Below are 13,425 nucleotides of genomic sequence, written 5' to 3'. Positions count from 1 at the left end.
CCGGAACCCACGAATCTTCACCTGCTCATCCGCACGCCCCACGAACACCAGGTCACCGTCGGGCGTCCACCGCACCAGGTCACCCGTGCGATACATCCGCTCCCCGGCCCCGAACGGGCATGCGACGAACCGTTCGGCGGTCAGGCCAGGCTGCTCCAGGTAGCCGCGAGCGAGCCCGCCCCCGGCCACATACAGTTCCCCCACCATCCCGGCGGGGGTCGGCTGCAGGTGCCGGTCGAGCACGAACACGCGGGCATCGTCGCGGGGGCGCCCGATGGGCAGCACGCCCGGCAGTTTGGCTTCGGCGGGCAGCTCGAAGGTGGTCGCGCACAGCGTCACCTCGGTCGGCCCGTACAGATGCCGAACCACCACACCCGGACAGGCCGCCCGCACCGCCTCCACCGCCGAAACCGGAACCACATCACCACCGGTCAACACCTCACGCACACCCGCGAACGACCCCGGCGACTCCTCCGCCAGCAACCCCAGCAACCCGGCCGTCACATGCACATGAGACAGCCCGTGGGTTTTGATCAGCCGCTCCAGTTCGCGACTTTCGACCTGTCCGGGTGGCGCGACGATCACGATTCCCCCGCTGACCAGCGGCGCCCAGATCTCGTAGGTGGAGGCGTCGAAGACATGGGGGGCGTGCAGCAGCACACGGTCCCCCGCACCCACACCCCAGCCGCTGTCGACGGCCAGCCCGGCCACGCCGCCATGCGTGGCCACGACCCCCTTGGGCACCCCGGTCGACCCCGACGTGAACATGACGTACGCCGCGTCATCGGCACCCACCTCGGCACGAACCCGGCCGCCATCACTCCCCTCGGCCGGCATCTCCGAAGGGTCGTCCACCACCAGGCTCACCCCGGCGAGCACCGCCTGACGCCGTGCCTCCGGCCACCCCGGATCCACCGGCACGTACGCGGCGCCCGCCTTCAACACCCCCAACAACACCCCGACCAGCTCAACCGACCGGCCCATCACCACACCGACCAGATCACCCCGGCCGACCCCGCGCCCCACCAGCCCGCGTGCCACACGATCCGCGAACACGTCCAGATCCGCATACGACCACACCCGGCCCTCTTCGACCACCGCCACCGCATCCGGCGCCGCCTCGGCCTGCTCCTCGAACAGGTCCACGACGGAACGGGCGGAGGCCGGTGACGTGGTGTTGTTCCAGTCCGTCAGTACGGTGCGGCGTTCGTCGTCATCGAGGAGCCCGATCCGGCCGACGGGCGTCTCCGGGTCGGCGGCGAACTGTTCGAGGACGAGCACCAGGCGCCGGGCGAGGGCGTCGGCGGTGGGCTCGTCGAACAGGTCGGGGCGGTAGTCCAGCTTCAGTTCGAGTTCGGTGAAGGGCGCGACGGCCAGGGTGAGCGGGTAGTGGGAGACGTCCCGGTCGCCGGTCACCTCGATGCGCAGGCCGCCGCCGGGCGGCGCGGTCGCGTCGACGGGGTAGTTCTCGTAGATCAGGAGGGTGTCGAAGGCGGCGCCGGGGCCGGCCAGGCGCTGGATGTCGGTGAGGCCGAGGTGCTGGTGGGCGATCAGCTCGGCCTGCCGTTCCTGCAGGTCCGTCAGCAGGTCCGCGACGGTCGCGGCCGGGTCGAACGGCACCCGGACCGGGACGGTGTTGATGAACAGGCCGAGCATGCGTTCGACGCCGGGCAGGTCGGCGGGGCGGCCCGAGACGGTCGCGCCGAACACGACGTCGTCGCGGCCGGTGAGACCGGCGAGCAGCAGCGCCCACGCGCCCTGCACCACGGTGTTGACCGTCAGGCCGCGGGCGCGGGCCATCTCGCGCAGGGCGCCGGTCAGCGGCGCGTCCGCGCGGGCGACGACGCTGCGCGGCATGACCGAGACACCGGGGGCGGCGGCGGGGGCGACGAGGGTCGGGCCGTCCAGTCCGGCGAGGGCCCGGCGCCAGTGTTCCCGCGCGTCCGCCTTGTCCTGGCGGGCCAGCCATTCCAGGTGCGAACGGTAGGGGGTTACCGGCGGGAGGACGTCCGGGTCGCCGCCCGCCCCGTAGACGGTCCACAGTTCGCGCATCAGCACCGCGAACGACCAGCCGTCCAGCAGGATGTGATGCATGGTGATGACGAGCCGGTAGCGGTCGGCGGCCAGGCGCAGCAGGAGCAGGCGGATCAGCGGGGGCTCGGCGAGGTCGAACCGGCGGGCCCGGTCCTGCGCGGCGAGCCGTTCGGCCCGCTCGTCGGGGCGGTCGGTGCCGGAGAGGTCCGTCTCGGTCCACGGGACGGTCACGTCACCGGCGACGACCTGCACCGGGTGGTCCGCTCCGGCGGGCCGCCGGAAGGCGCCCCGCAGGCCGGCGTGCCGGGCCATCACGGCGTCCCAGGACCGCCGCAGCAGCGCGGCGTCCACGGGTCCGTGCAGGTCGACGGTCTGCTGGATGGTGTAGACGTCGGGGATCTGGTCGTCGTAGGCGGCGTGGAACAGCAGGCCCTCCTGCAGCGGCGCGGGAGGCCAGACGTCGGCGAGCGCGGGGACGGCGCGTTCCAGCTCCTCGATCTGGTCCTGGTCCAGCGTGACCAGCGGGAAGTCCGACGGGGTGTGGCCGCCCGCGGCGGGGTCGGCGACGTGGTCGGCGAGATCCGCGAGGACGCCCGTCCACGCCTCGGCCAGTTCCTCGACGGCCGTGTCGGCGAGCACGTCCTCGGGCCAGGTCAGGGTGAGGGTGAGGCGCGGCTCGCCGGGCAGGTCGTGGACGAGGCCCGCCGCCTCCAGGGTGTGCGTGGCGGCCAGCGTCGCGTCCGCTCCGCCGGCCAGGCCGATGCCGGTGGGCTGCCACGGCCGGTCGTCGGCGTCGCCGGCGGCGGCGAACCGGCCCAGGTAGTTGAAGCCGATCTGCGGTGCCGGCAGCGCGGCCAGCTCGGCGGCGGTCCGCGGGTTGAGGTGACGCAGCAGGCCGTAGCCCAGTCCGTCGGACGGGACCGCGCGCAGTTGCTCCTTGACGCGTTTGACCGCGCCGCCCAGGTCGGCGGGGTCGCCGGGGTCCAGGCGCACGGGGTAGGTGGTGGTGAACCAGCCGACCGTCCGCGACAGGTCCATCGACTCCGGGGACCGGCCGTGGCCTTCGACTTCGACCAGCAGCCCCGCCCCGGGCTCCGCGCGATGGCGGACGACGGCGCAGGCCAGCGCGGCGAGCAGGACGTCATCGACGCCCGCGTGGAACGCCTCGGGCACGCGCGTCAGCAGCGCCTCGGTGACGGAGGGCGGGACGGTCGTCTCCATCCGCCGCATCCGGGCGGCCAGGTCGCGGTCCGGGTCGAGCGGACGGTCCCCGAGCGGCGGCTCGGGGGTGCGCAGCGTGCCGGTCCAGTGCGGCAGCTCGGCGAGGCGGTCGGGGCCGGTGGCCTGCTCGGCGAGCGTGCGGGCCCAGTGCCGGTACGACACCGGGACGGGTTGCAGGGCCCGTCCCGCGTAGGCGTCGGCCAGGTCGGGCAGCAGGATCCGCCAGGACACGCCGTCGACGGCGAGGTGGTGGATCACCCACAGCAGGAGCCCGCCGGTGTCCGGGCCAGCGTCGAACCAGACGACGCGGGTCAGGTGCCCGGACCGGGGGTCGAGGCTGCCGCCGGCCTGCCGCATCCACGCGGCCACGGTCTCCTCGTCGGTGCCCTCGACGCGCTGGACGACGTCGGCGGCGTCGACGGCGCCCCTGCCGGGGACGACCAGCTCGTCGCCGTCCAGGCGGGCCCGCAGCAGGTCGTGGTGGTCCAGCACCGTCTGGACGGCGCCGCACAGCCGGGCCGGGTCCAGTCCCGCCGGGGCGGTGACCAGCATCGACTGGAAGTACTCGCCGGTCAGGGCCGTCCGCCCGGCCCGCGCGGCGATCTCGTGCGCGACCGGGGGCAGCGGCAGCCGCCCCTCCCCCGCCGCCTCCTCTCCGGGGGCGGGCGCGTCCCCGCCCTGCCCGGCCCCGCCGAACTCGGCGACGGCGGCGAGCGCGGCCGGTGTGCGGTGCTCGAACACCTGCCGGGCGGTGAACCGCACCCCGGCGCGGCGGGCCCGCGACACCAGCAGCATCGACATGACCGAGTCGCCGCCGAGCGCGAAGAACCCGTCGTCCGCGCCGACCCGGTCGAGGTTCAGCACGTCGGCGAACAGTTCGCACAGCAGCCGTTCCCGCGGGGTGCGCGCCTCCCGGCCGCCCGCGAGCGCCGCGAAGTCGGGGGCGGGCAGCCGTGCCCGGTCGAGCTTGCCGTTCACCGACAGCGGCAGCTCCGCCAGCTCCACGAACGCGGCCGGGACCATGTGCTCGGGCAGCCGCTCGGCCAGGTGGGCGCGCAGCGCCGCGCCGTCGACGCCTGCGGCGCCGTCCCCGGCCGGGACGACGTAGCCGACGAGCAGCCGCCCGCCCGGCCCGTCGCGCCGGGCGACCACGGCGGCCTGCGCGACGCTCTCGTGCCCGGTCAGCACGGTCTCGATCTCGCCGGGTTCGATCCGGAAGCCGCGGATCTTGACCTGTTCGTCGGCGCGTCCGGCGAACTCCAGTTCCCCGCCGGGCGTCCAGCGGGCCAGGTCGCCGGTGCGGTACATGCGCTCGCCCGGCGCGGCGAACGGGCAGGCCACGAACCGTCCGGCGGTGACGCCGGGCCGCCGCACGTACCCGCGGGTGATGCCCGCGCCCGCCACGTACAGCTCGCCGACCGTGCCGGGCGGCACCGGCTGGAGGCACTCGTCCAGGATGTACACCCGCACGTTGGCGATGGGCCGGCCGAGCGGCACGGTGCCGGGGACGTCGGGCGGGCAGGTCCAGCAGGTCACGTCGACCGTCGCCTCGGTCGGCCCGTACTCGTTGAAGAACGCCCGGCCGGGCGCGAAGCGCCGCAGCAGGTCCGGCCCGCACGCCTCGCCCGCGGTGATCAGCCGGGTGACGGTGCGCAGCGCGTCCGGGTCGAGGGTGTCCAGGACGGTCGGGGTGAAGGTGGCGGAGGTGACGGCGAGGTCCCGCACCTCCTGCCCGAGGTCGCCGTCGCGGTCGGCGACGCACAGGGTCGCGCCGGACGTCAGCGCGGGGAAGATCTCGCAGACGGACGTGTCGAACGAGACCGACGCGAACTGCAGCACCCGGTCGCCGGGCCCGAACCCGTAGGCGGAGCTGCGCCACGTCACGTAGTTCACCGCGCCCGCGTGGGGGACGACGACGCCCTTGGGCTCGCCCGTGGACCCGGACGTGTAGATCACGTAGGCCGGGTGGGCGGGCAGCAGCGGGGCCGTCCGGTCGGCGTCGGTGGGCGGGGTGTCCGGCCGGGCGGCGATCGCGGGGTCGTCCCAGCGCAGCAGCGGCACGCCGGCGGGCAGCGCCGGGGCGGTCGCGTCGGTGCAGACGACCACGGCGGGGTCGGCGTCGGCCACCATGACGGCGAGCCGCGCCGCCGGGTAGCCGGGATCCAGCGGCAGGTAGGCCGCACCGGCCTTCAGCACGCCCAGCAGGACGGCGATGAGTTCGGGCGAGCGTTCCAGCGCCACGCCGACGATCCGTTCCGGGCCGGCGCCGCGGGCGATCAGCTCGCGGGCGACGCGGTTGGCGGCCGCGGCGAGTTCGGCGTAGGTCCAGGTGGCGGCCCCGTGCGTGACGGCGGGGGCGTGCGGGGTGCGGGCCGCCTGCCGTTCCAGCAGGTCGACCAGGGTGGCGGCGGACACCGGACGCTCGGTGGCGTTCCAGTCGGCGAGGACGAGACGGCGTTCGGCCGGGTCGAGCACGTCCAGCGCGCCGACGCGGGTGCCGGGGTCGGCGGCGAACTGGCCGAGAATCCGCAGCAGCCGGTCGGTGAGCCGCCGGGCCTCGTCGGCGGTGAAGGCGTCGGGCCGGTAGTCCAGGCGCAGTTCCAGGTCGTCGCCGGTGTTGACGACGAGCGTCAGCGGGTAGTGCGCGGCGTCCCGGATCTCCCCCCGGGTCAGCCGCAGCCCACCGGCGACCGCCGGGCCCGCCGGGTCGGCCGGGTAGTTCTCGAACGCCAGCAGCGCGTCGAACACGGCGCCCTGCCCGGCGTGCCGCTGGATCTCCGACAGCCCCAGATGCTGGTGCGCCAGCAGCTCGGCCTGCCGCCGCTGAAGGTCGGCCAGCAGCGCGCCCACCGGGCGGGCGGGGTCCAGCGGCACCCGCACCGGAACCGTGTTGATCAGCAGGCCGAGCATGCGCTCCACGCCCGGCACCTCGGCGGGGCGGCCGGAGACGGTCGCGCCGAACACCACGTCGCGGCGGCCGGTGAGCTTGCCGACCAGCACCGCCCACGCGGCCTGCACCAGGGTGTTGACGGTCAGGCCCCGCGCCCGCGCGGTGTCGCGCAGCGTCCCGGTGAGCCGTTCGCCCGCCCGGACGGTGACGCCGCGCGGCGGCACCGGATCGGCGTCCTTGACGGCGGGCGCGACGAGCGTCGGCTCGTCCAGCCCGTCCAGGGCGTCCCGCCATGCCCGGCGGGCCGCGTCCCGGTCCTGCCGGGCCAGCCAGCCGAGGTAGTCGCGGGGGGAGGCGGCGGGGGCCGGCGCGGCCGGTGCGCCGCCCGCCTCGTACGCCGCCCACAGCTCCTCCATCAGGATCGGCATCGACCAGCCGTCGATGACGATGTGGTGCATCGTGACCACCAGCCGGTGGCGGCCGGGGCCGAGCCTCATCAGCAGCAGCCGCAGCAGCGGCGGCGACGCCAGGTCGAACCCGCGTTCCGCCTCCTCGGCGACCAGCCGCTCCGACTCGTCCGCGTCGCCGCCCGGCACGTCCGCCTCCCGCCACGGGACGGCGACACCGTCGGCGACCACCTGCACCGGCTCGCGCGCACCGGCCGGGGTGAGGAAGCCGACGCGCAGGCCGGCGTGCCGGTCGAGCAGCGTCTGCCACGACCGGCGCAGGGCCGCCGTGTCGAGCGGCCCTTCGATGTCGAGCACGCGCTGGCTGACGTAGACGTCGGGGAGTTCCTCGTCGTAGCCCGCGTGGAACAGCAGCCCCTCCTGCAGGGGCGTCACCGGCCACACCTCGGCCAGCCCCGGGACGGCGCGTTCCAGCTCCGCGACCTGGCCCTGGTCCAGGGGGACCAGCGGGAAGTCGGACGGGGTGTGGCCGCCCGCCGCCGGGTCGGCGGCGTGCGCGGCGAGGCCGGCAAGCATCGCCGCCCACGCGTCGGCCAGCTCCCGGACGGCCGTCTCGGTCAGCAGCCGTTCCGGCCACATCAGGCCGAGGACGAGCTCGGGACCGTCCGGCAGGTCGTGGACGACCCCCGACACCTCCAGCACATGACCGGCCGCCATCCGCGGGTCGGCGCCGCCGCCGAGGCCGGTGCGGTCCACCGGCTGCCAGTGCCGTCCCCCGTCACCGGGGGCGCCGGCGGACCCGGAGGCGAGGCGGCCGAGGTAGTTGAAGCCGATCTGCGGGGCGGGCAGGGCCGCCAGTTCGGCGGCGGTGTCCGGGTTCAGGTAGCGCAACAGACCGTAGCCGAGGCCGTCGGACGGGACCGCGCGCAACCGCTCCTTCACCCTCTTGATCAGCTCGCCCGCGGCCGGACCGCCCGCACGCACGTCGCCGGGGCCGGTCTCCGGGACGGGCAGCCTGACGGGATGCACCTTGGTGAACCAGCCGACGGTCCGTGACAGGTCCATCCCTTCCCGACCGTGGCCTTCGACGTCCACGACAACACCCGTCGCCCGGTAGTCCTCGCGGGTCTCGGCGAGCGCCGCGCTGAACGCCGCCAGCAGGACATCGTCGACGCTCGCGTGGAAGGCCGCCGGCAACCGGGTGAGCAGCGCCCCGGTCACCTCGGCCGGGACGGTCACCGTCACCTGGCGCAGGGTCGTGACCTTGTCCAGTTCCGGGTCGAGCGGCCGGTCGCCCAGCCGCGGTTCCGTGCCGTCCAGAAGCGCCGTCCAGCGCGGCAGCTCGGCGACGCGTTCGGGCGCGGTGGCCTGGGCCGCGAGGTCCAGGGCCCACTGCCGGAACGACACCGGTACCGGCTCCAGCTCCGTGTCCGGCGACTCGTAGGCCGCCGCCAGATCCGGCAGCAGGATCCGCCACGACACCCCGTCCACGACCAGGTGGTGGATCAGCCACAGCAGCCGCCCGTCACCCTGCGGACCGGCGTCGAACCAGACGAGCTGCGTCATGACCCCGTTGGACGGATCGAGCCGTGCGGCGGCCGCGCGGACCTGCTCGTGCACCGGCTCCTCCGCAGGCACCCGCCGCAGTGGCGGCGCCTGTGCGTGCACGCCGCCTTCGGGGACCACGAGTTCGGTGCCGTCGAGCCGGGCGCGCAGCACGTCGTGCCGGTCCATGACCGCCCGCACCGCCTGCGCCAGCCGGTCGGCGTCCAGTCCCGCGGGCACCGCGACCAGCACCGACTGGAAGAACTCGCCTTCCAAGGCCGCCGGGCCGGACCGCTCCGCCGCCTCCCGCATCACCGGCACCAGCGGAATCCGGCCCGTCGCGGCGGGCGCGTCCGAGGCGGCGGCGCCGTCCAGCGGCGCGGCCACGACCGCCAGCGCCGCCGGTGACCGCTGCTCGAACACCTGCCGCGCGGTGAGCACCAGCCCCGCACGCCGGGCCCGGGACACCAGCAGCATCGACATGATCGAGTCGCCGCCCAGCTCGAAGAACGAATCCTCCGCCCCGACCCGCTCCACCCCGAGCACCTCGGCGAACAGGCCGCAGAGGAGATCCTCGGTGGGGGTGGCGGGGGCCCGGCTCGCCGTCCGGCCCGCGAAGTCGGGGGCGGGGAGTGCGGCCCGGTCGAGTTTGCCGTTGACGGTGAGGGGGAGCGCCTCCAGCTCAACGAACGCGGAGGGGATCATGTACTCGGGCAGGCGCACCGCCGCGAACTCGCGCAGGACGGCGACGTCGATGCCACCGTTCGCCGGGACGACGTAGGCGATCAGGCGGCCGTCGTGCACCGTCACCACGGCGCGGTCGACGCTCTCGTGCTTCGCCAGCACGGTTTCGACCTCGCCCGGTTCCACGCGGAATCCGCGGATCTTGACTTGCTCGTCGGCTCGGCCGATGAACTCCAGCTCGCCGTCAGGCGTCCATCGGGCCAGGTCGCCGGTGCGGTACATGCGTCCGGTGGTGAATGGGCAGGCCACGAACCGTTCGGCGGTCAGGGTCGGACGGTTGACGTATCCGCGTGTGACGCCTGCGCCGGCGACGTACAGTTCGCCGGTCACTCCGACCGGAACCGGCTGGAGGAATTCGTCCAGGACGAACGCCTTGGTGTTGCCGATCGGGCGGCCGATGGGCGGGGTTCCGGGGCCGTCCACCACACCGACTGTGGCCATGACGGTCGTCTCGGTGGGGCCGTAGGTGTTCCACAGCCGATCTCCGCCTGCCCAGCGGGCCGCCAGGTCCGCCGACAGTCGCTCGGCACCCAAGACCCACCGATCCACGCCCTCGACCTGGGCCGGGTCGAGCACGCTCAGCAGCGACGGCACGATGCTCGCCGCACTGACGCCCTGCTCGTTGACCATTCGGGTGAGCGCCGCCGGTTCCGCGCGCTCCTGCGCCGTGGCGATGACGAGCGTGGCCCCCGACGACAACGCCACAGCCACGTCCAGGACCGACGCGTCGAAGCTGAACGAGGCGAACTGCAGCACCTTCTCGCCTGGCGCCGCGCCCAGGACCGGGCGTAGCGACTCCACCAGGTTGACCATGCCGCCGTGGTGGCCCATCACGCCCTTGGGACGGCCCGTGGAGCCGGAGGTGTAGATGACGTACGCCAGGCTCGCCGCGTCCACCTGGATACCCAACGGCTCGGCGGACTGATCAGCGATCAGGTCGTCCAGCGAGTCGATCCGCAGGGAGGCGCCGCTGTCGGCGAGCATGAACTCCAGCCGGTCAGCGGGATATTCGGGGTCCAGCGGCACATACGCGGCGCCCGCCTTCCACACCCCGACCATCGCCACCACAGCGTCGATCCCGCGTGGCAGGCACAGGCCCACGACCGACTCACGGCCGACCCCGGCGTCCAGCAGATACCGGGCCAGCCGGTTCGACCGCTCCTCCAGTTCGGCGTAGGTCAGGGCGGCGTCACCGCACCGCAACGCCACCGCGTCCGGCGTGCGCTCCGCCCAGGCCCGGATCTGGCCGGGGATCAGGACATCGGGGACGAACGCGCCGGTGTCGTTCCAGTTCTCCAGCAGGGTGAAGCGTTCGGTGTGGTCCAGGACCTCGATCCGGGCGATCGCGCGTTCCGGGTCGGTGGCGATCTGTTCCAGCACCCGCAGCAGCCGGTCGGCGTAGGTCCGGACGGTCGGCTCGTCGAAGATGTCCGGACGGTAGGTCAGCCGCAGTTCCCACGGGTCCCCGGGGGCCACCGCGAGCGTCAGCGGGTAGTGGGCCGCGTCCTGCGCCTCCGCGTCGAGCAGGCGCAGTTCGCCGGGCATCGGCGGCCCGGCCGCCTCGATCGGGTAGTTCTCGTAGACCAGCAGCGTGTCGAACGTGGCGCCGGCGCCGGCCATCCGCTGGATCTCCGCGAGCCCCAGGTACTGGTGGTCGATGAGTTCGGACTGCCGGTCCTGGAGCGCGGACAGCGTCGAGACGAGCGAGGCCGCCGCGTCCAGGCGCACCCGCACGGGGACGGTGTTGATGAACAGGCCGAGCATCCGGTCCACGTCGGGCAGGTCGGCGGGGCGCCCCGACACGGTCGCGCCGAACACGACGTCGTCGCGGCCGGTCAGCTTGCCGACCAGCACAGCCCAGGCGCCCTGCATGAGCGTGTTCAACGTCAGGCCGTGGGTGCGGGCGGTGTCCCGCAGCGCGTCGACCAGCCGGTCGTCCGGCCGGATGGTCAGGCTGGCCGGGAGCACCGTGGCCTCGGCCGTGGCGGGCGCGATGAGGGTGGGTCCGTCCACCCCGGACAGTGCCTGCTGCCAGGCGGTCCGCGCCGCGTCCCGGTCCTGCCGGGCCAGCCAGTCCAGATAGCCGCGGTACGGGACCACGGGCGGCAGCGTCGACGTGTCGCCGCCCGCCTCGTACACCTGCCACAGCTCGCTCATCAGCACCGGCAGCGACCAGCCGTCCAGCACCAGGTGGTGCATGGTGACGACCATCCGGTACCGATCCGTGCCCAGCTTCACCAGCAGCAGCCGGATCAGCGGCGGTGTTCCGACGTCGAACCGGCGCCCTCTTTCGTCTGCGGCCAGACGTTCCGACTCCTCGCGAGCCTCGTCCCGGCCGAGCCCGGACAGGTCCGCCTCGTGCCAGGGGACCGTGGCCTCGGGCACCACCACCTGCACGTACTGTTCCGCTCCGGTCGGCCGGCGGAATCCCGCGCGAAGGCCCGCGTGCCGGGCCACCAGGGCGTCCCAGGAGCGGCGCAGCAGTGCGGTGTCGAGCGCGCCGGTGAACGTCGCCAGGTGCTGGACGGTGTAGACGTCGGGGGCCTGCTCGTCGTAGAGCGCGTGGAACAGCAGCCCTTCCTGGAGCGGCGACAGGGGCCACACCTCGGCCAGTCCCGTCTCCTCCAGTTCCTCGATCTGGTCCTGGTCCAGGCTCACCAGCGGGAAGTCCGACGGGGTGTGACCGCCCGGCGCGTCGGCGAGCCCGTCCAGCAGGTCGGCCCAGGCCTGCGCCAGGGACCGCACGTCCGGCTCGTCCAGCAGCGTCACCGGCCAGCTGAGCGACAGTTCGAGTTCGGGACCACCGGGCAGGTCGTGCACGAGCCCGGCCGCCTCCAGCACGTGCGTGGCCGCGAGGCGGGGGTCGGCTCCGCCGCTCAGCCCGCCCGCGCCTGTGGGCTGCCAGTGCCGGCCGGGCTCGCCCGCGGCGAAGCGGCCGAGGTAGTTGAAGCCGATCTGCGGCACCGGCAGCCCGGCCAGCTCGGCGGCGGTGTCCGGGTTGAGGTGGCGCAGCAGCCCGTAGCCGAGGCCGTCGGACGGGACCGCGCGCAACTGCTCCTTGACTCGCTTGACCAGCCGTCCGGCGTCCTGGCGGCCCGGCGTGACGTCCAGGTCGCCCGCGTCCAGGCGGACGGGGTGGAGGCTGGTGAACCAGCCGACCGTTCGGGACAGGTCCATGCCGTTGGTGAGGGGGACTCGTCCGTGCCCCTCGACGTCCACGAGGATTCCCGCGCGCGTTTCGGGACGCCATGCGGTGACGGCGCCGGTCAGGGCCGCGAGCAGAACGTCGTCGATCCCGGCGTGGAAGGCGGCGGGCACGCGGGTCAGCAGCGCGCGCGTCACCTCTGCGGGGACCGTCACCGTCACCTGGCCGACCCCGGCCGCCACCACGTCCACGTCCGCGTCGAGGGGACGGTCGGCCAGGCCCGGGTTCGGGCCGCTCAGCAGGTCGATCCAGGCCGGAAGCTCGGCCAGGGTCTCGGGGCTGCCGGCGCGAGCGCGCAGTTCCCGCGCCCACTCCCGGTAGGACACGGGAACGGGGGCGAGGTCGGGGGTCCGGCCCTCCGCCACCGCCGTGCCGGCGTCGGCCAGATCGGACAGCAGGACGCGCCAGGACACGCCATCGACCGCGAGATGGTGAACCGCCCACAGAAGCAGACCGTCGACGTCCGGACCCGCGTCGAACCAGACCAGCTGCGTCATCACTCCCGCCCGGGGGTCCAGCCTGCGGCCCGCCGCCCGCGACTGTTCGGCGACGACGTCGGGGGCGATGCCGCCCACGCGGCGCAACACGGCGTCAACATCGACGGAGCCGGGCTCGGTGACCAGCAGTTCGTCAGTGGTTTCGAGCCGGGCGCGCAGCATGTCGTGCCGGTCGAGAACCGCCCGGACGGCCCGGGAGAGCCCCCCGTGGTCCAGGCCGGCGGGAACCGAGACGAGCATCGACTGGTAGAACTCGCCCTCCAGCGCGACCCGTCCGGCGCGTTCCGCGACGTCACGCATGATCGGCACGAGTGGGAGCCGTCCCGTCGCGGCGTCCTCGCGAGGTTTCGCGGCGGCCTGGTCGGCGGGAACGGCGATGGCCGCGAGACCGGCGGGCGAGCGGTGTTCGAACACCTGGCGGACGGTGAGCGCCAAGCCCGCCCGCCTGGCCCGCGAGACCAGCAGCATCGAAACGATCGAATCCCCGCCGAGTTCGAAGAAGGAGTCTTCGGCGCCCACCTGCTCCAGGCCGAGGACTTCGGCGAACAGGCCGCACAACACCTCTTCGGTCGCATTCGCCGGACCACGCCCACCCGACCGACCACCAAAGTCCGGGGCGGGCAACGCCGCCCGGTCCAGCTTCCCGTTCGGCGTGGTCGGCAACGCCTCCAGCACCACGAACGCCGCCGGAACCATGTACTCCGGTAACCGCTCGGCTGCGAACTCCCGCAACACGGCCTCATCCACCCCGGCACCCTCGGCGGCAACAAGGTAGGCGACGAGGCGTTTGGTGCCGGGCTGATCCTCGCGCACCACCACCGCGACCTGGCCCACGGAGGCGTGCGCGGCAAGCGCCGCCTCGATCTCGCCCAGCTCGATCCG

Annotated in this window: 1 protein-coding gene; it reads right to left on the bottom strand. The window is 74.2% G+C overall.

Annotation, left to right across the window (positions count from 1 at the left end):
- Positions 1-13,425 (bottom strand): amino acid adenylation domain-containing protein (locus ABZ801_RS41490; RefSeq protein ID WP_360709444.1); only part of this gene is annotated, 13,425 nt, incomplete at both ends.

It is taken from the genome of Actinomadura sp. NPDC047616 (assembly GCF_040642915.1).
Classification (GTDB): domain Bacteria; phylum Actinomycetota; class Actinomycetes; order Streptosporangiales; family Streptosporangiaceae; genus Spirillospora; species Spirillospora miaoliensis.
The sequence above is the reverse complement of the archived record's forward strand: the minus strand, read 5'-3'. Positions and strand labels throughout refer to the sequence as shown.